This is a genomic window from Saccharopolyspora kobensis (assembly GCF_900108315.1).
Taxonomy (GTDB): Bacteria; Actinomycetota; Actinomycetes; order Mycobacteriales; family Pseudonocardiaceae; genus Saccharopolyspora; species Saccharopolyspora kobensis.
The window spans coordinates 94,709-119,422 of sequence record NZ_FNVB01000013.1; the positions used below are offsets into that span (position 1 = coordinate 94,709).

Below are 24,714 nucleotides of genomic sequence, written 5' to 3' on the forward strand. Positions count from 1 at the left end.
CCGTCCCGCCGGGGAGGCAGCGTCACTGGCGGAGCAGCAGGTTGGAGCCGTCGGCGAAGTCGATCGAGACGAACGGGTCACCGGCGATCGTCCGCCCCAGCAGCACGTCGCGGATCCCGGCCACCGCGTTCGGCGGCTGCTGCCACCACGTGATCAGCGACGTGTTCAGTCCGGGCAGCGGTGCCGGTGGCGGGATCTGGTGCGGCGGCAGATCGACGAACCGCGCCGGGATGACCACCGCGATGCGCTGGTCGGTCGCGACCAGCCAGGCGTAGCCGTTGCCCGCGGCCAGCACATCGGCGACCTGGACGGCCAGCCGACCGCCGTCGGCCGCGCTCGCCCAGCCGCGAATTCCCGAGTCGTGCACCCACTCGTCGCCCAAGTGGTCACCGCGAGCGGTGAGTTCGGAGGGCTTCAAGTAGGTCTCCGACACCTCCTGGGTGCACTTCGGCACCGGGTTGACCGGTGTGTGCGGAACGCTGGTCCGACCGGCCACGGTGGATGCCAGATAGCCCGGTCGGCGTTCGAAGATCCGGTGGAACGACTCACCGCGCTGCAGCCAGCCGTGCTCGGCCACCTTCACCACGTCAGCCGGCCTGGCTACCAAGTCGATCCTCCGAGCGTGTTGCGGGCGAGCTGGAGCGCCCGGTTCGGGTCGGCCTTCGACGGAATCCGGAGATCGAGTCGGGACTGGTCCGCGAAGGTGATCTGCAGGTAGTTCCCGCTGCGATCGTCCTTGTCGTAGCCCGGCCTCCGGAAGGTGCGCTCACCGACGTCGTACCCGGTGACCTGGTCCATGCCGATGCAGGCCTTCTCCACGACCTCGGGGGTCTGGACCTGCGCCCCGTGGTCGAAGAACCGCCCCTTGCTGTTGACCGTGCTGTGCATGGCGCCCGCGAAGTCGTCGGCGAACCTGCCGACCGGGCCGGTCACCTGCATGACCTTGTCCATGCCCTTGTCGAGCCAGTCGCGGGACCCTTCCGGGAATTCGGCGATCTCCAGCAGCGCCAGCCGGGTCGGCGTCGCCACCAGGATCCCCGGCTTCTCACCGGGCGACTTGTCACCGGAGGTGCCGCTCATTCGCACGGCCAGGGAGTCGGCGTCGCGCGCGGAGACGATGGCCGACGGCGAGTTCCGGTCATCGGCCTGCTCGTCGACCGAGTTGAAGACGGCGGAGACCCGCATCGACAGCGCACCGGCCTGGAACAGCGCCCGGGCCGCCAAGCCGCGCTTGCGCTTGCCGTGCTCGTCCAGCCCGGCCACCTCGAACAGCGGAATGTGGAACGGATCCAGGAAAGCCCAGGTGATGGGCTCGCCCGGCTTGCACCACCAAGATCTGGCGCTCAGGACCAGGTGTTCCAAGTTGTAGGTCATCCGCTATTCCGTCCGCATCGCGGTTATGAGAAGCCCTTCTCCTGCGCGGCCTTGCTCTCCTCGGGGGTGAGCTCGCCGCTGATCCGCTGGTCCGCCTCGTCGTACATCGCCTTGGGGATCTCCTTGACCGCCTGACCCGTGACTGTATCGGCAACGGCGTTGACCCCGGCGCCGACGAGGCTGGACGAGCCGCCGAGGACGCCGCCGATCGCCTTGCCCGCGAGGTTGGCGGCCAGCGCCTCCTCACCGGTCTTGTGCAGCCCCTGGCTCTTCATGAAGACGTTGCTGGTCTTGGAGGTGGCGAACTCGCGCAGCACCTCACCGGTGTTGGGGTCCTTCACCGTTTCGATCTTGCTCTTGGAGATCTGCCGGGTGAGCAGCCGGCCGAGCCTGCCGGTTTCGCGGATCCGGTTGAGCAGCTCTTCGAGCTTCTTCAGCCACTTGTAGAGCTGGGCCTGGATCTTCGCGACCTGCATGGCGATCCGGCCACCGGTGATGCCGACCGACGCGGTCGTCGTGGCGCCGGCGGCCCCGACCGAGGCGCCCGCGGTGATCCACGACGCGGCGAGCGCGGCCAGCCACTGGATGATCAGGCTGATGATCAGCTCGGTGAGCAGGTCGATGACGAACTGGACGAACATGTCGAACATGTCCGCAATGCCGTCGAGGGTCTCCTTGAGCCCGCGGACGTCCTCGGCCAGCGCCTTGGTGCCTTCGCCGAACTCGGTCATCTGCTTGCGGAAGGCGTTGCCGTCTTCGCCGACCCAGGTCTCGGCGGTCGCCTCAGCGCGCTTGGGCTCCTGCTCGGCGACCTCGTCGAGCCACTGCGCGACCTGCTCCCAGCCCTTGCCGGTGGCGCGCATCTGCTCCGGGTCGCCGATGGCCTGCTCGGCGATCTCGATCAGCGGCGTCATCACGATCGACACCAGGAAGCCGAGGCCGTTGTCCAGCAGCGCCTGGCCGGGGTTGGACAGCAGCTCCATCTGCTCCTGGCGCGCCGAGATGACCGCGGAGGTCCACTCGGGTGCGGCTGAGCCGTCCGCGAGGTTGCCGCCGTTTGTGTTGATCGCCGCGTCCCGCATGCCGTAGGCGGCGTTGGCCGCGGACGAGCCGCGGGTCAGGGTCTGCTCTGCCCAGTTCTTGCGGGTGGCATCGCCCTGGTTCAGCTCTTCGAAGGTTCCCGGCCCGCTCATCCCGCAAGTCCTTCCCCGGCCTTGTTCAGCATTTCGATGATCTGCTGCTCGGTCTCGTCGTAGTCCTTGACGGTGTCTTCGAGCGCCTGCTTGGTCTCGGTGAGGAACTGCTGGGCCTTCTGGGCCATCTCCTGGCAGCCCTGCAGCGTCTCGAAGTACTTGTCGCTGATGCCCACGGCGTTGCCGATCGGACCGAAGCACTGGTCGTCGGTCCGCGCCTGCTCCAGCAGTTGGGCCAGCTGCCCGAACTTGTCGGCCAAGCTCTCCGAGCCGCTGCCGTGCCCGGACAACGTGCCGGGCGTCATCTTCAGCTCGCCACCCACGGTGTCCCCCTCGAGTAAGAACGTCTGATTGCCGAGTCTCATCGGCTTCGACGTTGTTCGGGCGCTGTCGGTTCCGGCCGATTCCGCGGAGTCCTGCCGCTCCGGGCCGGACCGCCGGGAAATGATGTTCGGAACAGCCTACCTGGGGATTTGGCGACATCAAGGGGGCCTTCCCGGCATTCGAACCGCAGCAATGCGCATAGCGGATCTTTCGGTCCTTCCCGGCATTCTGGGCTGCGAGCATGGGAACTTTCCTGTCACCGCACCCTCCGGAAGTGTGCGCAAAGGAACGTCTCGGACATTCTCGGCACTTCAGGGGTGGAGCATGGGAACCTTCCTGTCATCCACTTCCCGAGAATGCGCGTAAGGGATCTTCCGGTCATTTCTATCGATCCGGATGCGAGCATGGGAACCTTCCTGTCGCCTCCGTGCGGCCGATGTCGTCGGCGTCAGGGTGTCCGGTCGGCGCTGTCCGGCGGGTCGGCCTGGTGCGAGCATGGGAACTTTCCTGTCGCCGGAGCGCGCGCCAGGTGGGTTTCGCGCGCCCGCCGGGGGCACAATCAGATCGTGCGGGCAGTCTTGTCCACCTCTTGTATCTATGTTGTGAACAACATAAGGTTCCGCCTTGAACGGAACGGGTTTTCCGCAAGGCGGAATATCTCCGGGAGGCTGAGCAATGCAGTCGACCAGCACCGAGACCGAGCAGCGCGCGCTGGAACAAGTCGTGCAGCAGTTCCGCGCCGCGCTGCCGCCGAACATGGTGATCACCGATCCGCAGCAGCTGCGCACCTACGAGTGCGACGGCCTGGCCAGCTACCGCGTCGTGCCCGCCGTGGTGGTGCTGCCCGAGACCGCTGAGCAGGTTCGCGACATCGTGCGGATCTGCGCCGAGCACCAGGTGCCCTTCGTGGCGCGCGGATCGGGCACCGGGTTGTCCGGTGGGGCGCTGCCGCACTCCTCCGGCGTGCTGGTGGTGACCGCGAAGATGCGGCGGATCCTGGAGATCGACCTGGACAACGAGCGCGCCGTGGTGGAGCCCGGCGTGATCAACCTCGACGTCACCAGGGCCGTGGAGGGCCGCGGCTACTACTTCGCGCCGGACCCCTCCAGCCAGCAGGTCTGCTCGGTCGGCGGCAACGTCGCGGAGAACTCCGGCGGGGCGCACTGCCTCAAGTACGGGTTCACCACCAACCACATCCTCGCGCTCGAAGTCGTCACGCCCGACGGGGAGGTGGTCGAGCTCGGCGGGCCTGCGCGGGAAACCGCCGGCTACGACCTGCTCGGCGCGTTCATCGGCAGCGAAGGCACCCTCGGCGTGGTCACCAAGATCACCGTGCGGCTGCTGCGCAAACCCGAGTCCGTGCAGACGCTGCTCGCCGGGTTCCCGTCGACCGACGAGGCGGGCGCGGCGGTGTCGGCGATCATCGCCGACGGCGTCACCCCGGCCGCGATCGAGATGATGGACGCCCTGGCCATCGAGGCCGCCGAGCAGGCCGTGCACTGCGGCTACCCGGAAGGCGCGGGCGCGGTGCTGGTCGTCGAGCTGGACGGTCCGGCCGCCGAGGTCGAGCACACCTTCGCCGAGGTGGAGCGGCACTGCGGGGCGCACGGGGCATTCGAGATCCGGGTCGCCGCCGACGACCACGAGCGGGCGATGATCTGGAAGGGCCGCAAGTCCGCGTTCGCCGCGGTCGGCCGCATCAGCCCCGACTACATCGTGCAGGACGGGGTGATCCCGCGGACGGCGCTGCCCGAGGTGCTCGGCCGCATCGCCCGGCTGTCCGCCGAATCCGGGGTGCGCGTCGCCAACGTCTTCCACGCGGGCGACGGCAACCTGCACCCGCTGGTGCTCTTCGACGACTCCGAGCCCGGCGCCAACGAGCGCGCCGAGCAGGTCTCCGGCGCGATCCTCGACCTGTGCATCGAGCACGGCGGCTCGATCACCGGGGAGCACGGCGTCGGTGCGGACAAGGTCAAGTACATGGGCCGCATGTTCACCGCCGACGACCTGGACACCATGCAGCGCGTGCGCTGCGCCTTCGACCCGGCCGGGATCTGCAACCCGGGCAAGGTGTTCCCGACCCCGAGGCTCTGCGGCGAGGTTCCCGGGCCCCGCCGCGGCGTGCACCCACTGACCGAAGCGGGATTGGCGGACCAGTTCTGATGCCCACTACGACCAAGGACGCGCTCGCCGCCGCGCTGGGCGCGGATAACGTGCGCGACGGCGCCGAACCGGACGAGGTGTGCGGTGTCCGTCCACAATGGGTGGCCACGGTGGACAGCACCGAACGCGCCTCGGCGGCGATGAAGGTGGCCGCCGAGCACGGACTGCGGGTGGTGCCGAAGGGCTCCGGCAGCAAGCTCGACTGGGGAGCCGCGCCGACGGCAGTCGACCTGCTGCTCGACGTCTCCGCGGCGACCGGCATCGTCGAGCACGCAGCGGGCGATCTCGTCGTGCACGCCCTGGCCGGCACCCCGATCGCCGAGGTCGGCAAAACCGTGCGCGCGGCCGGTCAGCAGCTCGCGATCGACCAGCCGCTGCCGACCGCGACCGTGGGCGGGGTCGTCGCCACCGGCACCTCCGGCCCCTGCCGCCACCTCTTCGGCGGGGTGCGCGACCTGCTCATCGGCATCACCGTGGTGCGCGCCGACGGGACGGTGACCACGGCGGGCGGCAAGGTGGTCAAGAACGTCGCGGGCTACGACATCGGCAAGCTCTACACCGGCTCCTTCGGCACCCTCGGCGTGATCACCGAGGCGGTGTTCCGCCTCCACCCGGTGGCCGCCGAGCACCGCTGGATCTCGGCCACCACCACCGACCCGGCAACGGCCGGTGCCCTGGCCGACGAGATCCGGCACTCGCAGGCGGTGCCCACCGCGATCGAGCTCGACCGCCCCCGGCCCGATGGGCCGATCACCGTGTGCGCGCAGCTCGAAGGCCGCCCGACGGCGACGCACGACCGGGCCGCCGAGCTGGCCGCGGCGCTCGGCCACGGGGCGCGGGTGCTGGAACAAGCCCCGGAGTGGTGGGGGAGTCACCCGTTCGAGCCGGCCGGAACCGGCGTGCGCGTGGCTGCCGAACCGGCGAAGCTGCCGCACCTGCTGGCCGCTGTCCAGGACGCCGCAGACGGGCTCCCGGTGACGACTCGCGGCGCAGCCGGGCTCGGAGTGCTCCACGCGGGCCTGCCCGCCGACACCGAACCGGCCGCGGTCGCCGCACTCGTCACCGCGCTGCGGGCCCGCTGCGAGTACGCGGTGGTGGAGCGCGCACCGCGAGCCGTTCTCGCCGAGATCGACCCGTGGGGGCCGGTCGCGCCGGGGCTGCTGACGTTGATGCGCCGCACCAAGGACCAGTTCGACCCGGAGCACCGGCTCGCCCCGGGCCGGTTCGTGGGAGGAATCTGATGACCGAGACCCCGGCCCGCCCAGGAGCCTTCGACGCCCACCACCCGCCGCAGCGCGAACTCGTCGACGACTGCGTGCACTGCGGGTTCTGCCTGCCGACCTGCCCCACCTACGACCTGTGGGGCGAGGAGATGGACTCGCCGCGCGGCCGCATCTACCTGATGAAGGAAGGCCTGGAAGGCGAGCCCCTGACCGACACCATGGTCGGGCACTTCGACGCCTGCCTGGGCTGCATGGCGTGCGTGAGCGCCTGCCCGTCCGGTGTTCAGTACGGGACGCTGATCACCGAAACGCGTGCGCAGGTTGAGCGGCGGCACGAGCGCGGCAAGTGGGAGCGCCTCATGCGCACCGCGATCTTCACGCTGTTCCCGTACCCGCGGCGGCTGAGCGCGCTGCGCGGGCCGCTGGCGCTCTACCAGCGGCTGGGCCTCGGCAAACTCGCCAAGAAGTCCGGGCTGATGGCGAAGCTGCCCGAAGGCCTGCAGGCGATGGAATCGCTGGCGCCGCCGATCAAGCGCGCGCCCAAGCTCGGCCACCGGGTTCCGGCGCGGGGCAAGCGGCGCGCCACCATCGGCATGATCACCGGCTGCGTACAGAGCGCTTTCTTCCCCGACGTCAACGCCGCGACGGCCCGCATCCTCGCCGCCGAGGGCTGCGACGTCGTGATCCCCCGCGCCCAGGGCTGCTGCGGAGCGCTCAGCGAGCACTCTGGCCGGGAAGCCGAAGCGGTGAAGTTCGCGCGCGATCTGCTCGACGTCTTCGAGCGGTCCAACGTGGACTACGTGGTCATCAACTCGGCGGGCTGCGGCTCAACGCTCAAGGAATACCCGCGGCTCCTGCAGGACGACCCCGAATACGCGGCGAAAGCCGAGAAGTTCTCGGCCCGGGTGCGCGACATCGCCGAGCTGCTGGTGGAACTCGGCCCGGTCGCCGAACGCCACCCGCTCCCGGTCGAGGTGGCCTACCACGACGCCTGCCACCTCGCGCACGGCCAGGGCATCCGCTCCCAACCGCGCGAACTGCTGCGCGCGATCCCCGGCCTGGAGATCCGCGAGATCAGCCGCGGCGAACTGTGCTGCGGTTCGGCGGGCGTCTACAACCTGCTCCAACCGGAACCGGCGCGGGAACTGGGCGATCGCAAGGCCGACCACGTCCTGGCCACCGGAGCGCGCCTGCTGGTCACGGCCAACCCGGGCTGCTCGATGCAGATCCGCACCGCGCTGGAGCGCCGTGGCGAGAACCTGGCCATGGCGCACACGGTCCAGGTCCTGGACGCATCGATCCGCGGGCTGGGCGTGGAGTCACTGCTGCGCGGCTGACCCGACGGCGACGGCGGGGCCGGTGAAGGCCTCGCCGCCGCGATGTCCGCCGGTGCGAGCATGGGAACCTTCCTGTCACCGACCTGCGAGCATGGGAACCTTCCTGTCACGCCGCAGCGCGGCCGCGACCCGGCGACCACGAGGGGACGACCTTTGACCGACCAGGAGGGGCAGTCCGGCTGCCTGGCCTGCGACCTTTCCTCCGGCGCGACCCACCTCCCGGGCGGCCGGGTGCACGCGACCCGGTTGTGGCTGGTGGAGCACTGCATCGGCCCGCTCGGCGTCGGCACGCTGGTGGTCAAACCGCGCCGCCACGTCCTGCACATCGCGGAGCTGACCGCCGAGGAGAGCGCCGAACTCGGACCGCTCCTGCGTCGGGTGACCGCCGCGATCGAGGAAGTACTGCTCCCGGAGCAGGTCTACGCGTGCCTGTGGTCGCACTCGGGCGGCGTGCCGGGGCACATCCACTTCGTCGTGCAGCCCGCCACCCGCGAACTGATGAACCAGTACGACGCCTACGGGCCCGCCCTGCAGATGGCGATGTTCACCGAAGCCGACATGCCGGACGAAGCAGCGGTGGCCGCGATCTGCACCCGCTACCGGGCGGTGCTCGGCGCTTGAGGTGACAGGAAGGTTCCCATCCTCGCAAGCGCGCGACGGTCAGCCGCAGGAGCTGGGCAGGATTGCGGGCGCCGGATCCAGCACGAATCGCTCGCCGTCCCAGGCGATGTTCCAGCCCGAGCAGAGCGCGGTGCCGCCCGCGGTGAACCGCGCCACCACGGCCTGCGCGTCTCCGGCCCGGACGAGGTCGACGGTGGTGCCGCTCTTCTCCACCGCGTTCCACTTGTCGAGGTAGGCCTTGGCGTATTCGCCGTCGGCGTCCGCCCCGCGGGCGAAGGCGGCGAGTAGCTTCTCCGGGTCCGATGCCGCGAGCGCTTCGTCGACCTTGCCGCGGAGCTCTTCGGGACTCGCCGCGCCGCGGCCGAAGTTGTCCGGGTTCGCGTAGATCTGCACCGAGATGAAGGTGAGCCACCCGGCGACGATGGTGATCAGGATCCCGAACCAGAACCTCGACCTCGCCGAGCCCTTCCGCACATCGGACCTGGTCATGCTCCGCCTCCCCGCTCACCCGGCTCTCCCCGCCGCGGGAGCCTACCCGGGGCCGCGCCCTGGGAGACCCGTTCGCGCTGGTGGTGAAGCCGAGCTCTCACTCCCGGAGCCCGCCGGGTTCCGTCCGCGCGGCCACCGACCGAGCCGGTGCGAGCATGGGAACCTTCCTGTCACCCGCGCCGCCGGACCTGCGCCGGTGAGGCAATCCCTTCCTCCACCGACGAGGGCGAACCGGGATCGCCGCGCACGTCGAATCTGGTGAAGGCCGGTCACCGTCACCGACGAGAACGGGCGCTTCCACTTCAGCGGCATCACCGCGAACGGCAAGTTCTCGCTCCAGCTCTACAGCGCCGGGCACGAGACCACCGCGCCGTGGGCGACGGCGGCATCCTCGGTGGCCGATCACGCCCCGCACGACGCGGCGTGCTCGGCCACCGGCGCCGTCGAGTCGCCCGCGATGTGCGGGTACCGGATCAAGACGTCCTGTCGATGCTTCGCCGCCTGCCTCCGAACCCGGAACCACTGCCCTCGGCCCCGTCCTAGCGCGGTGTCGATGACTTCCCGGCTGTCCACCCGCACCTCCGCCGCGGTCCTGTTCCTCTGCTGGCTTCACCCCGACTTCACATTTGCGAGTGTTTACTCGCATTTTGCAAACACGAGTGTTTGCTCGTGTTTTCTGTCGTCGTGGAAATCGCCTCCAGACCTGTTTGGGAGAAGGACCGTGATGCTTGATTCCGGCAGCAGTCCGCCCCGCGAGCCGATGCTGGCGAGGCTCGGCCGGTTCGTGATCCGACGTCGCTGGCCGGTGCTGGCCGCGAGCCTCGTCATCTTCGCGGTTGCCCTGCTCAGCGCCGCAGGCGCGCTGAGCGCGCTGTCGCTGTCCCGTTTCGAAGCTCCGGGCAGCGAGTCGTTGGTGGCCGCCGAGGTGCTCGAGCGCGAGTTCGGCACTGGAGGGCCGAACATGGCCCTGCTGGTGACGGCCAAGAGCGGGGACGTCGACGACCCGGCCGTGGTCGCGGCAGGACTCGCGCTGACCCGCGAGCTGGCCGCGCGCCCCGAAGTGGCCGAAGCCGGCTCCTACTGGTCGCGCGGAGCGAGCCCGGCGCTGAAGAGCGCAGACGGCGCGCAGGCGCTCGTCTTGGCGCGAGTGCCGGGCGACGCCACGCAGACGCGTGGCATCCTCGGCGAGCTCTCACCGCAGTTCACCAAGGACGACAGCCACATCGCGGTCGGTGTCGGCGGGCGGGAGGAGGTCTTCCGGCAGGTCGGGGCGCAGGCGGGGCAGGACTTCGTCCGGGCCGAGATGCTGATCTTCCCGATGGTGTTCGTGCTGCTCGTCCTGGTGTTCCGCGGGTTCGCGGCCGCACTGCTCACGCTGGGCACCGGCGTGTTCGCGATGGTGAGCACGGTGGCGGCGCTGCGGTTGACGGCCACGGTCACCGAAGTTTCCACCTTCGCGCTCAACATCACCCTCGCGATGGGCCTGGGGCTCGGCGTCGACTACTGCCTGTTCATCATCAACCGCTTCAGGGAAGGGCTGCGCGCAGGCGTTTCGCCGCACCAGGCGATCGTCGTCAGCATGCAGACCGCCGGGCGGACGGTGCTGTTCAGCGGCCTCACCGTGGCGATCTCGCTGTTGGGCCTGCTGCTGTTCCCGTTCCCCTTCCTCCGGTCGTTCGCCTACGCGGGCTTCTTCGTGGTGCTGTTCAGCATCGTCGGGGTGCTCTTCACCCTGCCCGCGGCGCTGGCCGTGGTCGGCGGCCGCATCGGTGCCGGGGTGCGCGGGCGCAGTCCGCGCGGCGGACAGGGCTTCTGGCACCGCACGGCGATCACCGTGATGCGGCGCCCGGCCACCTTCGGCGGCGCGGTGGTCGCGGTGCTGCTGCTGCTCGGCTCGCCGATCCTGGGCCTCCGGTTCGGGCTGCCCGACGACCGGGTCCTGCCACCGGAGGCATCGAGCAGGCAGGTGTCGGAGGAGATCCGGGCCAACTTCGGAATCGAGGAATCCGACGCCGTCCACCTGATCGCAGCCGACGTCGGTGCCCCGGACGCGCTGCGCGGTCAGGTCGACTCGTACGCCACCGCGCTGTCGCGAGTGGAGGGAGTGGCGCAGGTCGACACGATGCTCGGCCGGTACGCCGACGGTGAGTTCCGGCCGGCCGACCCGGTCGAGCACGACCGGTTCACCAGCGACACCGGGACCTGGCTGTCGGTGGTGCCCGAAACGGCGGTGATGGAGGCCGATCCGCTGGGGTTCGTGCAGGACGTCCGCGACGTCCCCCCGCCGTTCGCCGTGCAGGTGGGCGGGTATCCCGCCGAACTGTCGGACTTCCGGCAAGCGATGCTGGAGCGGTTGCCGCTGGTGCTGTCGGTCATCTTCGGCATCACGTTCGTCATCCTGTTCCTGATGACCGGAAGCCTGGTGCTGCCGCTGAAGGCCACCCTGCTGAACCTGCTGAGTCTGACCATGATGTTCGGCGCGCTGGTGTGGATCTTCCAGCAGGGCAACCTGTCCGGGATCCTCGGGTTCACCGCGACCGGAACGCTGGAAACCAGCATCCCGATCCTGATGTTCTGCATCGCCTACGGGCTGTCGATGGACTACGAGGTGTTCATGATGTCCAGGATCAAGGAGGAGTACGACCGGACCGGCGACAACGAGACGGCGGTCGCGGTGGCCATCGAGCGCAGCGCGCCGCTGATCACGGCGGCTGCGGCCATCCTCGCCGTGTCCTTCGCGACGTACGCGTCCTCCGGCGTGATCTTCCTGAAGATGCTCGGGGTCGGGCTGGCGCTGGCCGTGCTGGTCGATGCGACGCTGATCCGAGCGGTTCTGGTGCCCGCGTTCATGCGGCTGGCCGGCGCCGCGAACTGGTGGGCCCCGGCGCCGCTGAAGCGGATTCACACCCGCTTCGGGATCAGCGAGTCCGGCCCGGCCCCGGTCGGGTGATGTCCGGGCTCGCGGGCGGACTGCCCGGATCATGCGCCGATCAGGGGCTCCAGGTGGTCGTGGAAGATCCGCTTGAGGTCGCCGAGCACGGCAGATCGCTCCGGGCCCGATGACGAGGTGATCAACGGCAGCGCGCCCCGGAACACCCCGACCAGCAGTCGGGCCGTGCGAATCCGCTGGTCCCGCGGCAGTCCCGGGGCGCGCGCCGCGAAGATCGCGCTCAGCCGGTCGATCACCGCTTCACTGATGTGCAGGGGTTTGCGGGCCACCTCGTCCGGTGTGTTGAACAGAGCCTGGAACCCCGGGTTCGACAGGTTGAAGTCGATCATCGGATCCAGGATGGAGTCGATCAGCTCGGTGAGCGGGAGACTCGCGTTCTCCGCGGCGAACGCGGTGCGGTGCGCCTCCTGCAACTGCCGCAGGTACCGCTCGGCGAGGGCCCGGGCGATCTCCTCCTTGTTCGGGAAGAACTGGTAGAGCGAACCAGGGGAGGACCCCGCTCGGGACGCGATCGCGTTGGTGGTGGCAGCGGCGTAGCCGACTTCCCCGAACACCTCGGCCGCGGCGTCCAGCAGCAGCTCGATGCGCCGCTCGCCCCGCGCCTGCCGCCGCCGCTGCTGCTGCTGGTCCGTCATCCCGTCACCTCCTCCGCCGACACTAACCTGCGCGGAGTCGCGGCCGGTGCGGGCTGCGGATGACAGGAAGGTTCCCATGCTGTCACGCGTCGGGCTGGAACCGGTCGAGATGGCGGTGCGACAGCCATTGACTGTGACAGCATTGGTGTCACACTCTGAGTGGAGTACCTGCCGCAACGAGGAGGCACGCCGCACATGTCCGAGGCGTTCGTCTACGACGCGATCCGCACACCGCGCGGTCGCGGCAAGAAAACCGGGTCGCTGCACGGGGTCAAACCGATCAGCCTGGTCGTGGGCCTCATCCAGGAGCTGCAGCGCCGTCATCCCGAGTTGGATCCCGCGCTGATCGACGACGTCGTGCTCGGCGTCGTCTCGCCGGTCTCCGACCAGGGCGGCGACATCGCCAAGACCGCCGCGCTGGCCGCCGGGCTGCCGGAGACGGTCAGCGGCGTGCAGCTCAACCGCTTCTGCGCCTCGGGCCTGGAGGCCGTCAACATCGCCGCGCAGAAGGTGCGCTCCGGCTGGGAGGACGCCGTGCTGGCCGGCGGCGTCGAGTCCATGTCGCGGGTGCCGATGGGCTCCGACGGCGGCGCCTGGGCGCTGGACCCCGAGACGAACTACGACACGGCGTTCGTGCCGCAGGGCATCGGCGCCGACCTCATCGCCACCATCGAGGGTTTCGACCGGACCACGGTGGACGCCTACGCCGCGGAGTCGCAGACCCGCGCCGCCAAGGCCTGGGCCGACGGCCGATTCGCCCGCTCCGTGGTGCCGGTCAGCGACCGCAACGGCCAGGTCGTCCTGGACCGCGACGAGCACATCCGCGCGAACACCACCACCGACAGCCTAGGCGGGCTGAAGTCGTCCTTCGCCGACATCGGCGAGCTCGGCGGGTTCGACGCCGTGGCGCTGCAGAAGTACCACTGGATCGAACGCATCGATCACGTGCACACGGCGGGCAACTCCTCTGGCATCGTCGACGGCGCGGCCCTCGCCCTGATCGGCAGCGAAGCGCTCGGCGAGCGCACCGGTCTGCGCCCGCGCGCCCGCATCGTCGCCGCCGCGCTCAGCGGTGCCGACCCGACGATCATGCTGACCGGCCCCGGACCGGCCGTGCGCAAGGCCCTGGCCAAGGCCGAGCTGAGCATCGACCAGATCGACCTGGTGGAGATCAACGAGGCCTTCGCCGCCGTCCCGCTGAAGTTCATGAAGGAGTTCGGCGTCAGCCACGAGAAGGTCAACGTCAACGGCGGTGCGATCGCGATGGGACACCCGCTGGGCGCCACCGGGGCGATGATCCTGGGCACCCTGATCGACGAGCTGGAGCGCCGAAACCAGCGCTACGGCCTGGCCACGCTGTGCATCGGCGGCGGCATGGGGATCGCGACGATCGTGGAACGCATCGGCTGAAGGACACATCACACATGAGCGAGCAGAACACCATCCGCTGGTCCTCCGACGCCGACGGCATCGTCGTGCTGACCCTGGACGACCCGCAGCAGCAGGCCAACACCATGAACGAGCGCTACCAGCGCAGCATGGACGAAACCCTGCAGCGGCTGGAGAACGAGCGCGAGAACATCTCCGGGGTCGTCATCACCTCCGCGAAGAGCACCTTCTTCGCCGGCGGTGACCTGCGCGAACTCGTCCAGGCGCGCCCCGGCGACGCCGCGCGCGTCACCGAGACCACCACCAACGTCAAGAAGCAGCTGCGCCGGCTGGAAACCCTCGGCGTCCCGGTCGTGGCGGCGCTCAACGGCACCGCGCTCGGCGGCGGCCTGGAGATCGCGCTGGCCTGCCACCACCGCATCGCGCTGAACGACCCCAAGGCCCGCTTCGGATTCCCCGAGGTGACCCTCGGCCTGCTGCCCGGCGCGGGCGGCGTGGTCCGCTCGGTGCGGATGCTGGGCATCGCCGACGCGCTGCTCAACGTGCTGCTGCAGGGGCAGCGGCTGCGCCCGGAGAAGGCCGCGAAGATCGGCATCGTCGACGAGCTGGTCGACACGCCCGAGCAGCTGCTGGCCCGCGCCAAGGAGTGGATCAAGGCCAACCCCGACGCGGTCCAGCCGTGGGACAAGCCCGGCCACAAGATCCCCGGCGGCACCCCGTCGAACCCGAAGTTCGCCGCCAACCTCCCCGCGTTCCCCGCGAACCTGCGCAAGCAGCTCAAGGGCGCCCCGCTGCCCGCGCCGAAGAACATCATGGCCGCCGCGGTCGAGGGCGCGCAGGTCGACTTCGACACCGCGCTGACCATCGAGGGCCGCTACTTCGTGGAGCTCGTGTGCGGGCAGACCGCCAAGAACATGAGCAAGGCGTTCTTCTTCGACCTGCAGCACATCAACTCCGGCGGCAGCCGCCCGTCCGGTGAACCCACCTGGCAGGCCAAGAAGGTCGCCGTCCTCGGCGGCGGCATGATGGGCGCCGGCATCGCCTACGTCTGCGCCAAGGCCGGCATGCAGGTGGTGCTCAAGGACATCTCCCTCGAAGCCGCCGAGAAGGGCAAGGACTACTCGGTGAAGCTGGAGGAGAAGGCCATCTCCCGGGGCCGCTCCACCCGCGAGAAGTCCGACGCGCTGCTGGCCCGCATCACGCCCACCGACCAGCTGGAACCGCTGTCCGGCTGCGACCTGGTGATCGAAGCGGTCTTCGAGGACACCAAGCTCAAGCACCAGGTCTACGGCGAGGTCCAGGACGTCGTCGACGGTGACGCGCTGATCGCCTCCAACACCTCGACGCTGCCCATCACCGGGCTCGCCGAGGGCGTGCGCCGCCGCGAGGACTTCATCGGCCTGCACTTCTTCTCCCCGGTGGACAAGATGCCGCTGGTGGAGATCATCTGCGGCGAGCACACCAGCGACAAGGCGCTGGCCCGCGCCTTCGACGTGGTGCAGCAGATCAAGAAGACGCCGATCGTGGTCAACGACAGCCGCGGCTTCTTCACCAGCCGGGTCATCGGCACCTTCCTCAACGAGGGCGTGTCGATGCTCGCCGAGGGCATCCACCCGGCGTCGATCGAGCAGGCCTCGGCGCAGGCCGGATTCCCGGCGCCGGTGCTGCAGCTGTTCGACGAGCTCACCTTCACCCTGCCGCGCAAGATCCGCGACGAGAGCCGCCGCGCTGTCGAGGCGGCAGGCGGCACCTGGACGCCGCACCCGGCCGAGCAGGTGCTGGACCGGATGATCGACGAGTTCGACCGCAAGGGCCGCTCCAGCGGAGCCGGTTTCTACGACTACGCCGACGGCAAGCGCACCGGTCTGTGGCCGGGCCTGGTCGAGCACTTCGGCACCGACCGCGACCCGTCCGAAGTGGACATCGCGGACCTCCGGGAGCGGATGCTGTTCGTGGAGGCGCTGGAAACCGTCAAGTGCTTCGACGAAGGCGTGCTGCGCTCGGTGCCGGACGCCAACATCGGCTCGATCTTCGGCATCGGCTTCCCGGCCTGGACCGGCGGTGTCGTGCAGTACATGAACGGCTACCCCGGCGGCCTGGCCGGATTCGTGGCCCGCGCCCGGGAACTGGCCGACCGCTACGGGCCCCGCTTCGACCCGCCCGCCTCCCTGGTGAAGCGAGCCGAAGCAGGTGAGCCCTTCGACATCGGCGAACCGGACGAGGGGGTCGTCTCCGCCACCGCGGCGTGACCCGCGCCGGGTGGGCGCTCCGGCGCCCACCCGGCACCGCGGTCTACTCCCGCACCGTCGCGGTGATCGCACCAGCGACCCCGATGACCACTGCGGTGATCACGGCCGTGGTCGGCCACCCGAGCCATTCGGCCGCCGCCGCGCCGAAGGCGGTGCCGAGACTCCCACCGACGAAGTACACCAGCATGTACGCGCTGTTGAAGCGCGCCGGTGCCGCCGGGTCGATCGAGAGAACGGTGCTCTGATTGGCGACCTGAGCGGCGAAGAGACCGGCGTCGAATATCGCAAGGCAGACGAGCGTCACCGCGGTGTCCGCGAGCGCGAACCCAGCGACCGCCGCGGCAACCCCGGCCAGCGCCAAGCCCGCCAGGATGACGCGCCTGGCACCCACCCGGTCGGTCCAGGTGCCCGCGACCTGCGTCGCCGGAATGCCCGCCAGACCCGCCAGGGCGTACCAGCCGATCCGCTCCGCGGAGTAGGAGAACGGGGGCGCGGAAAGAGCCACCGCGATCCCGGCCCACACCGCGCAGAACGCGAAGAACCACAGAGCACCGCGGACCGCCGCGATCCGGAGCACGGCGTACCGGACGAACAGGCCCGGTAGCGAACGCAGAACCGCGAGGTAGCCCCGCTCGCTCCCACCCCGCGCGGCCGGGAGCACCACCGGGCAACACGCGGCGACGACCGCGCAGGCGGCGGCGAACGCGAGAAGCATTCCGCGCCAGCCGATCTCGTCGGTGAGCCACCCGCCGACGATCCGGCCCGCGAGAATTCCAGCCGATATCCCAGCGGTCACCACGCCCAGGACCGTCGCGCGTCGATGCGGGGGAGCGAGCCGGCCCGCGACCGAGCTGAGCCCCGCGCCCACAGCCGAACAAGCTCCGACCACGCCGATCACCGACCCCAGAACCCACACGTTCCCCACCGCGGCGCTCAGCGCCGACGCGGCAGCCAGGACTCCGAACTGCGCTGCCAGAACACGCCCCGGCGAACAGCGGTCGACCAGCGGGACGAGGAAGCTGAGCCCGACCAGGTACCCGACCGGCCCGCAGGCGAGTGCGAACCCGACAGCGGTGACCCGGGAACCCAGCGAAACCGCCACCTCCGCGATCGCGGGCTGCAGCGGGTAGAGAGTCGACGTGCCGAGAGCGGCCGCGAGGGACATGAACAGCACGACAGGGGTGCGGAGCGGAGAGGCGGTGAGCGTCTTGGCGACAGGATCAGCGTTCACAGCGATCGACCGTATGAAGCACCGATGCCGGAAGCTGGCGGAAACCCGACGTCACCACCGCCCGTGCGCGCCGGTGCAGCAACGCGACCGGAGCCGATCTCCTGGCAGCACTCCCGCTGACCGGTGCTCTCCTGCCAGCCCACGTCTGGTGGCAGGAAGGTTCCCATGCTCGCAGCGGGTCGGTGATGACAGGAAGGTTCCCATGCTCGCAGCGGGTCGGTGGTGACAGGAAGGTTCCCTTCCTCCACCGGAGACCAAGAGCTGCGGGGAAGACGCGGTCGTAACCGGGCCCGGAACCACCGCAGGGTGACTGCGCCAGGTGGATGCTCCAACGTCCACCCGGTGCACACGTCGAACCGACGAGATGGCCTGGCGTTCACCTGCCGGGCTCACTGCCTCGCAACCGTGCAGGACGTTTCGTCGATGGTGATCGCCACCTCCTCCTCGATCACCAGGTGACGGGCAGTTCCCGCACCCGGTAGAAGACGGCGTTCTCCTCGAACTCCAAGTCCGCCTGCGGAACAGCCATCCGCAGCCCGGGAACGCGACGCAGCGCGTCGAAGACGATCTGCAGCTCGAGCCGGGCCAGCGACTGGCCCAGGCACTGGTGCGCACCGAACCCGAAAGCGACGTGGTGACGTGCTTTCCTGCCGACATCGAGCACGTCCGGCTCCGGGAAGACAGAGGGGTCCCGGTTCGCGGTGCTCTTCACCGCGATGATGCCCTCGCCCGCCCGGATGAGCTGACCACCGACTTCGACGTCGGCGCGCGCGACCCGACGGGCCTCGGTGTGCGTGATCGAGAGGTAGCGCAGGAGCTCCTCGACGGCACCGTCGACCAGCGCCGGATCGCCGCTGCGCCGGATCAGCTCCCACTGCTCCGGGTTCGCCAGCAGCGCGGCGAGTCCGAGCGCGATCACCGACGCGGTGGTGTCGTGGCCTGCCACCAGCAACAGCTGCCCCGCAACAGCGATCTCCCGCAGCGACATTCCACCGGACGCGTATTGCTCGACGGCCAGCCTGCTGAGCAGGTCGTCAGACGGCTCGCCGACCTTGGTGGTGATCAAGGCCTCCAGATACGCGTTCAGCTCTTCGCTGGCGGCCACCGCGAGAGCCGGATCGGCCTGGTCCATGACCAGCGTCTGCGCGACTCCTTGGAAGAAGGCGCGATCGGCATAAGGCACGCCCAGCAGTTCGCAGATCACCAGCGAAGGAACCGGCAGCGCGAACGCCGCCACCAGATCGGCCGGATTCGGGCCGCCGAGCATGTCGCTGAGCTGGTCGTCGACGATCCGCTCGATCCGCGGCCGCAGCCCGGCGATCTTCCGCACCGTGAACTCGGGCGCGAACAGCCGCCGCTGCGCGACGTGCTCCGGCGCATCCATCTGCATCAACGTCCGCATCCGGGAATCGCGCGCTCGGCTGACCGCGTTCGTGTGCGGGAATCCGGGCTGCCCGGGATCGACGCTGACGCGAGGATCGGCGAGCAACGCCCGCACGTCCGAATAGCGGGTGACCACCCACGGCTCGCTGCCGTCCCACAGCTTCACCCGCGAAACCGGTGCTTCCCGGAATCGGCGGACCAGCTCCGGAGGAGGGTCGAAAGGGCACCCCGCGGCTCGGGACATCGGGAAATCGGACATGAGGTCTCCTTTGGACTCAACTGCTGACGGCGGCACGCGCGCGGGAGGCGGTCAGCGGGGCGGCGATGAGCGCGGCAGCGGCGAGGATGCCGAAACCGAAGGTCAGCGCGGTGGTGTAGCCGTGCACGCTCGCGGCGTGGCTGCCCGCATCCGGGTGGGACGCGGCGGCGCTGGTCGCGATGCTGTTGAGCAAGGCAGTGCCGAGTGCTGCTCCGATCTGCTGCGCCGCGTTGTAAGCGGCCGAGGCCGCACCCACCTCGTGACCGGCGATGCCCGCTGTCGCCAGGCTCGCGGTGGGAGGCATGACGCAGCCGATCCCCAGCCCGGTGAGCACCAACGCAGGGGCTAAGTACAGCGCGAAGACGTGCGTGCTCTCCGGAGTCAGCAGCGTCAGCACGAGCATCCCGGCGGCCGCGGCGATCAGACCGGGCACGATGAGCGCGGCGGGAGCTCGCCGCTTCCCGGCGATCAGCGTCGAGCCGACCAGCGCGGCGACCGCGTTGGTGATCAGTGCGAGTCCTGTTCGGACCGGCGACCAGCCCAGGACGGTCTGCGCGTAGTAGCTGGTGAACAGGTAGAAGCCGAACATGGCGACGAACATCAGCGTGATCGAGATGAACGCCCCACCGCGAGCACGATCCCGGAACACGTGGATCGGCAACAGCGGATGCGAAACCCGCAGCTCCACGACCACGAACGCGACGAGCAGCAGCACCCCGCAAGCCAGCAGCGCGAGCACCACCGCCGAACCCCAACCCCGCGATTCCGCCTCGCTGAACGCGAAGACGACCGAGACGAATCCCGCGGTGGACAACACCGCTCCGACGACATCGAGCCGTCCGGTTGCCTGCGGTCCGCTCCTCGGCACGAACACCGCACCGGCCAGCGCGAGCGCGACCACCGGAACGTTGATGTAGAAGCACCACCGCCAGCCGGCGTACTCGGTCAGCAACCCACCGGCGATGAGGCCGACAGCGGCTCCCGCCGCCCCGACCCCGGCGAACACGCCGAACGCGCGCCCTCGCTCCCGAGACTCGGTGAAAGTGCTCGCCAGCAAAGACAAACCTGCTGGAGCGAGCAGCGCGGCGAACACGCCCTGCAGAGCCCGCGCACCGAACAGCATCCCGGGGCTGAAGGCGAGACCGCCGAGTGCGGAGGCGACGCCGAACCCGGCCAACCCGACGACGAAACCGCGCCGATGCCCCAACGCACCGCTCACCCGTCCACCGATCAACAACAACCCGCCGAACGCCAGCGCATACGCGGTGACCGCCCACTGCCGGTCGGCATCGGAAATCCCGAGCGCTGCCTGCGCGGAAGGCAGCGCGATGTTCACGATCGTCCCGTCCAGCACCACCAGCAGTTGAGCCGCGCTCACCACCGGAAGCGTCCACCAACGACGCGCGGAACCAGCAGAAGTCCCGCCATTTCCCGAATCCATGAATTCGAGCCTGTCATTGAAGTGACCCCGGAAACTTCCCCGCGCACGAGCAGCCCGTTCCAGCCACCACAAGGCAAAAACCCGCAACCCGCACTTCAACCCCACCCCGCGCGCCGCGCTCGACGGATGACAGGAAGGTTCCCTTGCGCACGTGCCCGCCACGCGGCCCCGGGCGCGGGTGACAGGAAGGTTCCCTTGCTCCACCGGCTGCCCCACAGCACGGCAGGTGAGGTGACAGGAAAGTTCCCATGCTCGCACTGCCTCGAGATGACAGGAAAGTTCCCATCCTCGCGGCAGAGACGTGCTGCCGAGGGGGAGTGCATGCGAGCATGAGCGACACCGGAATCGACCGGCTGGAATGCGGCGGGCCGATCCGGAAAAAGATCTGGAATTCGCGGAATTGCTCCGCGCGCGGAAAGAGGCAAAAGAAAAGCGGCCCCGGATCTCACTGATCCGGGGCCGCTCGGCGCAGCAGGTCGGCCTCAGAGGGCGTCGGCGACCTTTCCGACCGTCGGGTACAGCACGCCGGTGATCTGGTGCACCGGCTTCTCCGGGACGCGGCTGGTGAGCTGGTTCGACAGCTCGCCGGCGCCGCCGCCGAGGCCCTTGTCGAGCTCGGCCACCGGCGGGATCTTGCCCACCGCGGGCAGGAGCTCCGCGGGCTTGGGCAACGGCATCGGCCGGCCGGGGGCGTTGAGCGGGTTGCGCGCCAGCGTCGGCATCACCACTCCCACCGGGCTGGCCACCGGTTCTGCCTCGAAGCCCTGCACGGCGGTCGCGTCGACAGCGGTGTCCACCGCGGAAACGCCCTGGTGATCGGGCTTTCGGGGGCCGACCTCGGCGTCGAGCAGAGTGGCGTTCGGCGTCCGCTGGTGGAGCACGCCCAAGTGCTCGGGGGCCGCCGAAACGCCGACCGTCGGCCGGGTCTTGGTCATCCCGGTCAGCCGGTTGCCCTCGGCGAAGACGTGGCTCAGCACCTGGTTGGGCTTGCCGGGCGCCAGCAGCGGGCGGCCGTCCCGCAGCTCACCGGCCACCCCGTGACCGGTGGTGATGATGTCCACGCCGACCTGCTTGACCAGGTTCGGCGAGCTCGCGTGCAGCTGCGCGTCCGCGCACGGGGCCTTGACGGGGTTGAACCCGGCGCCCTTCTGCATCTGGCAGGCGTTGACCGGGGCGGTGAACCCGACCTGGTCCGGAATCGACGACAGGTCCGGCTTCGGCAGATCGGTGGTCTCCGCGGCGGAGGCGGCACCGGTACCGACTGCGGCGAACCCCGCGGCCACAACGGCTGCCTGTACTGTGCGCGTGGTCCAGGGGCGCAAGATCTGTTCTCCTAGGGTCGGATGCGTTGGTACAGCTGACTCGGTATCGGGAGACCCTAAGAAGATCTTGACCCCAGCGCGCCGGGGACAACCTGAACGAGTGAATTCAGGCGGTCATCGGAGGTTCTGGGTGAGGCTCGGCGCGAACAGCGTCATCAGGTGCTCGGTCGCCTTCTCCGGAGTGACCTCCGGGCGCTGCTCCCGCCACAGCGCCAGTCGCTCGCAGGCGCCGATGATCGCCTCGGCGAAGGCCTCCAGCTGCTCGTCGTCGAGATCCGGGCGGGCGGCTTTCAGCAGCCCGGAGGTGAAGTCCCGCTGCTGCAACCGGATCGCTTCGAGCTCGGAGCTCACCGAAGCGCTGGGCACGGCGGCCTCGTTGCGCAGCAAGGCCCACGCCTGTGCGTGCTCGTCGCCGAACCTGAAGAACGCCAGCAGGCAGTCGTGCATGAGCTGTTCGGGGGTGTCCGCTCCCGCGGCCGCGACGGTGCTGGCCTCGATGAGCTCCCGCTTGCACCGCTTCAGGCAGGCCAGCAGCAAGCCCTCCTTGGAACCGAAGTACTCGTAGAGCATCGGCTTGGACAGGCCCACCCTCGCCGCGATGTCGTCCATGGAGGTCGCCTGGTAGCCGTCGGCGGCGAAGACCTCCTCAGCCACGGCCAGGATCTGCTGCTCCCGCTCGGCTCGCGACATCCGCTTGCGCCGGCCGGTTGATGCCTGCTGGGTCTGCACGAAATCAACCCTACCGCAAGTAACCTACTCGTAGTAACCTACTGCTGAGTAGATCAGCAGTGCCGGTGTCCGAGGAGGCCCTGATGGCGCAACGGCAGTCGAAGGACCAGCGCAGTTACCGAACCTCGGTGGTCATCGTGGGGACCGGGTTCTCCGGTCTGGGCATGGCCATCAAGCTCAAGCAGGCCGGGATCGAGGACTTCATCGTCCTGGAGAAGGCCGCTGACCTCGGTGGCACCTGGCGCGATAACACCTATCCGGGCTGCGCCTGCGACGTGCCGTCCCTGATGTACTCCTTCTCGTTCGAGCAGAACCCGAACTGGTCGCGGATGTTCGCCAGGCAGGGCGAGATCTCGGACTACCTGCAGCACTGCGCGGACAAGTACCGCGTTCGCGACCACATCCACTACGGCGTGGAGTTCACCGGCGCCGAGTACGACGAGGCCACGCAGACCTGGCGCGTGAGCACCGCGGACGGCACCGAGTACGTGGGCAAGGCCTTGGTCTCCGGCGTCGGTGCCCTGCACATCCCGAGCTACCCGGAACTGCCGGGCGTGCAGGACTTCGAGGGTGAGGTGTTCCACTCCGCGGAGTGGAACCACGACTTCGACCTGGCGGGCAAGCGCGTCGCGGTGATCGGAACCGGCGCCAGCGCGATCCAGTTCGTGCCCCAGATCGCCAAGAAGGTCGCCAAGCTGCACCTGTTCCAGCGCACGCCCCCGTGGATCCAGCCCAAGCCCGACCGGCCGGTCCCCGAAGCCCTCCAGCGCCTGTTCCGCCGGGTTCCGCTGGTCCAGCGGGCGGCCCGCGCCGCCCTCTACTGGACCCTCGAGGCGCGCTACTTCGCGGTGTTCAACAAGCACCTCGGCAAGCTCTCCGAGCACCTGTCGAAGCGCTACATCCGCAAGGCGGTCAAGGATCCCGAGGTGCGCGCCGCGGTCACCCCGGACTACTCCATGGGCTGCAAGCGGATCCTGCTCTCGAGCGACTACTACCCGGCGCTCAACCGATCCAATGTGGACCTGGTGACCAGCGGTGTCGCCGAGGTGCGGAAGAACTCCGTGGTCACCGGCGACGGCCAGGAGCACCCGGTGGACGCGATCATCTACGGCACCGGCTTCCACGTCACCGACGCCTTCGACCACCTGACCATCGTCGGCCGCGACGGGCGCAAGCTCCAGGACGCGTGGCGCAACGGGATGGAGGCCTACCTGGGCGTCGCCGTCTCCGGCTTCCCGAACCTGTTCTTCCTGCTGGGGCCCAACACCGGGCTCGGCCACAACTCCGTGGTGTTCATGATCGAGTCGCAGCTGAACTACGTGCTCAGCGCCCTGCGCGGGATCTGCCGCGGCAAGGTGGCCCAGCTCGACGTCCGCCAGTCGGTCCAGGACGACTTCAACAGCGAGATCCAGTCCGAGCTCGGTGACGCGGTGTGGTCGGCGGGCGGCTGCCGCAGCTGGTACCTCGACGAGAACGGCGTCAACCGCACCATCTGGCCCGGCTTCACCTGGAAGTACTGGTTGCGCACCCGGAAGCTGGATCCTGCGGACTTCGAGATCACCGCGGCGCGGGGTCGTTGAAGCTTCGCACGGACGTTCGATATAGTGGTGCGGTCACTGCCGAGCAGCCCCTCCGGGGCTCACCCTTGAGCAAGGTGTGGCCATGTCACCGCTGTCGTCCGACGAACTGCGCGAGATCCGCGACGAGCTGAACGCCGGAACCACGCCGACGGTGTGGTTCACCGGCTCCGCCATTGGCGTTCCGGAAGGACGCTCGGGCAAGGTGATCTCGCTCGGCGAACCGGCCGAAGGCGACTTCATCCAGGTCCGCCCGGCCGGTTCGAAGGACGTCCTGTCCTTCTCCGCGGCGGAGGTCACGAAGGTGAAGCCACCGCGCAAGCGCGCCGCCGCGCCGGAGCCGGCGAAGCCGGCCCCGAGTGCGCCGAAGCCCAAGACGGTGGGAGCGACGTTGCCCAGGGTGTCGACCGCGGCGCAGGCGAAGCCCGCGCAGAGCACGGCGAAGCCGGCTGCGGAAGCGGCGAAGCCGAGCGCGGAGGAGAAGCCGGCGGCCCGGCGCAAGCCGCGCCCGCCGAAGGCGGTCGGCGGGGCGACGGTAACGCTGACAGCCGACGACGACGGCCAGTGGAGCGTGGAGGTCAGCACACCGAAGAAGCGGGTGCTGAAGCCGACCCCGGTGCAGGCCGGAGCGGTGGCGCAAGCGGCGAAGGCGCTGCACGACGACGTCGCGGCGGCGGTCGAGCCGCTGATCGAAGCGGCCCGGGAACAGCAGCGGGCCCGGGTCGAACAGCTCCGCGCGGAACTGGCGGCGGCCGAAGCGGCCCTGAACGACCTCCGCTCCTGACCTGCCCGGCTCGCCGACGCGAGCATGGGAACTTTCCTGTC

20 protein-coding genes are annotated in these 24,714 nt (G+C 69.5%); 9 read left to right on the forward strand and 11 right to left on the reverse strand.

The features are described 5' to 3' along the window. Positions 1-22 precede the first annotated feature (22 nt). Genes C4T78_RS32965 through C4T78_RS32980 form a run of 4 tightly spaced genes read right to left on the reverse strand, consistent with a single transcriptional unit; the run spans position 23 to position 2,890 of the window. Positions 23-607, reverse strand: coding sequence for a hypothetical protein (locus tag C4T78_RS32965; protein ID WP_143185998.1), 585 nt, complete (start codon positions 605-607; stop codon positions 23-25). Then, the gene (locus tag C4T78_RS32970) at positions 601-1,374 is read right to left on the reverse strand and encodes a hypothetical protein (RefSeq protein ID WP_093357017.1); all 774 of its coding nucleotides are present in this window, start codon (positions 1,372-1,374) and stop codon (positions 601-603) included. Before C4T78_RS32970 ends, C4T78_RS32965 begins: the two co-directional genes overlap by 7 nt. A gap of 23 nt (positions 1,375-1,397) precedes the next feature. After that, positions 1,398-2,567: a WXG100 family type VII secretion target gene (locus C4T78_RS32975; protein ID WP_093357019.1), complete on the reverse strand. Its 1,170-nt coding sequence runs from the start codon at positions 2,565-2,567 to the stop codon at positions 1,398-1,400. Beyond that, positions 2,564-2,890, reverse strand: coding sequence for a hypothetical protein (locus C4T78_RS32980; RefSeq protein ID WP_093157835.1), 327 nt, complete (start codon positions 2,888-2,890; stop codon positions 2,564-2,566). The genes C4T78_RS32975 and C4T78_RS32980 overlap by 4 nt, the downstream gene beginning before the upstream one ends. Positions 2,891-3,566: 676 nt before the next feature. Between C4T78_RS32980 and C4T78_RS32985 the strand changes: the two genes are divergently transcribed. From C4T78_RS32985 to C4T78_RS33000, 4 genes are all read left to right on the forward strand, one after another. After that, the gene (locus C4T78_RS32985) at positions 3,567-5,054 is read left to right on the forward strand and encodes an FAD-linked oxidase C-terminal domain-containing protein (protein ID WP_093357020.1); all 1,488 of its coding nucleotides are present in this window, start codon (positions 3,567-3,569) and stop codon (positions 5,052-5,054) included. Next, the gene (locus C4T78_RS32990; RefSeq protein ID WP_093357022.1) at positions 5,054-6,295 is read left to right on the forward strand and encodes an FAD-binding oxidoreductase; all 1,242 of its coding nucleotides are present in this window, start codon (positions 5,054-5,056) and stop codon (positions 6,293-6,295) included. The genes C4T78_RS32985 and C4T78_RS32990 overlap by 1 nt, the downstream gene beginning before the upstream one ends. Next, the gene (locus C4T78_RS32995; protein WP_093357023.1) at positions 6,295-7,614 is read left to right on the forward strand and encodes a (Fe-S)-binding protein; all 1,320 of its coding nucleotides are present in this window, start codon (positions 6,295-6,297) and stop codon (positions 7,612-7,614) included. The genes C4T78_RS32990 and C4T78_RS32995 overlap by 1 nt, the downstream gene beginning before the upstream one ends. Before the next feature lie 153 nt (positions 7,615-7,767). Continuing rightward, entirely contained in the window at positions 7,768-8,235 is a 468-nt protein-coding gene (locus C4T78_RS33000) for an HIT family protein (RefSeq protein WP_093357025.1), read from the forward strand. Positions 8,236-8,274: 39 nt separating this feature from the next. Here C4T78_RS33000 and C4T78_RS33005 read toward each other — a convergent pair whose 3' ends face one another. Then, positions 8,275-8,724, reverse strand: coding sequence for a hypothetical protein (locus C4T78_RS33005; protein WP_093357027.1), 450 nt, complete (start codon positions 8,722-8,724; stop codon positions 8,275-8,277). Positions 8,725-9,448: 724 nt separating this feature from the next. On the opposite strand from C4T78_RS33005, the gene C4T78_RS33010 reads away from it, so the two are divergent. After that, positions 9,449-11,674, forward strand: coding sequence for an MMPL family transporter (locus tag C4T78_RS33010; protein WP_093357028.1), 2,226 nt, complete (start codon positions 9,449-9,451; stop codon positions 11,672-11,674). A 29-nt stretch (positions 11,675-11,703) separates the two neighbouring features. On the opposite strand, the gene C4T78_RS33015 is transcribed toward C4T78_RS33010, so the two are convergent. Beyond that, complete coding sequence (locus C4T78_RS33015) at positions 11,704-12,309, reverse strand: TetR/AcrR family transcriptional regulator (protein WP_093357029.1); 606 nt, start codon at positions 12,307-12,309, stop codon at positions 11,704-11,706. Positions 12,310-12,504: 195 nt separating this feature from the next. Between C4T78_RS33015 and C4T78_RS33020 the strand changes: the two genes are divergently transcribed. Both C4T78_RS33020 and C4T78_RS33025 read left to right on the forward strand, forming a co-directional pair. Continuing rightward, positions 12,505-13,719 (forward strand): acetyl-CoA C-acetyltransferase, encoded by a 1,215-nt coding sequence (locus C4T78_RS33020; RefSeq protein WP_093157826.1) that lies wholly within the window; start codon positions 12,505-12,507, stop codon positions 13,717-13,719. Positions 13,720-13,733: 14 nt separating this feature from the next. After that, on the forward strand, positions 13,734-15,947 hold the full coding sequence (locus tag C4T78_RS33025) for a 3-hydroxyacyl-CoA dehydrogenase NAD-binding domain-containing protein (protein ID WP_093357030.1): 2,214 nt from the start codon (positions 13,734-13,736) through the stop codon (positions 15,945-15,947). A gap of 43 nt (positions 15,948-15,990) precedes the next feature. Here C4T78_RS33025 and C4T78_RS33030 read toward each other — a convergent pair whose 3' ends face one another. The 5 genes from C4T78_RS33030 to C4T78_RS33050 form a co-directional block, all read right to left on the reverse strand. Continuing rightward, positions 15,991-17,178 carry an MFS transporter gene (locus C4T78_RS33030; RefSeq protein ID WP_235863783.1) on the reverse strand — a complete coding sequence of 396 codons (1,188 nt, stop codon included), beginning with the start codon at positions 17,176-17,178 and terminating at the stop codon, positions 15,991-15,993. Positions 17,179-17,626: 448 nt separating this feature from the next. Continuing rightward, a complete protein-coding gene (locus C4T78_RS33035) occupies positions 17,627-18,820 on the reverse strand; it encodes a cytochrome P450 (RefSeq protein WP_093357032.1) in 1,194 nt (397 codons plus the stop codon). A 16-nt stretch (positions 18,821-18,836) separates the two neighbouring features. After that, positions 18,837-20,198 carry an MFS transporter gene (locus tag C4T78_RS33040; protein ID WP_235863784.1) on the reverse strand — a complete coding sequence of 454 codons (1,362 nt, stop codon included), beginning with the start codon at positions 20,196-20,198 and terminating at the stop codon, positions 18,837-18,839. A 545-nt stretch (positions 20,199-20,743) separates the two neighbouring features. Next, the gene (locus C4T78_RS33045; protein WP_093357034.1) at positions 20,744-21,544 is read right to left on the reverse strand and encodes a hypothetical protein; all 801 of its coding nucleotides are present in this window, start codon (positions 21,542-21,544) and stop codon (positions 20,744-20,746) included. Positions 21,545-21,697: 153 nt separating this feature from the next. Beyond that, positions 21,698-22,273, reverse strand: coding sequence for a TetR/AcrR family transcriptional regulator (locus C4T78_RS33050; protein WP_177247758.1), 576 nt, complete (start codon positions 22,271-22,273; stop codon positions 21,698-21,700). Positions 22,274-22,395: 122 nt separating this feature from the next. On the opposite strand from C4T78_RS33050, the gene C4T78_RS33055 reads away from it, so the two are divergent. Both C4T78_RS33055 and C4T78_RS33060 read left to right on the forward strand, forming a co-directional pair. Further along, entirely contained in the window at positions 22,396-23,892 is a 1,497-nt protein-coding gene (locus tag C4T78_RS33055; protein ID WP_093357037.1) for a flavin-containing monooxygenase, read from the forward strand. A gap of 82 nt (positions 23,893-23,974) precedes the next feature. Continuing rightward, positions 23,975-24,673, forward strand: a complete 699-nt coding sequence (locus tag C4T78_RS33060; protein ID WP_093357038.1) for a DUF6319 family protein — start codon at positions 23,975-23,977, stop codon at positions 24,671-24,673. Positions 24,674-24,714 lie beyond the last annotated feature (41 nt).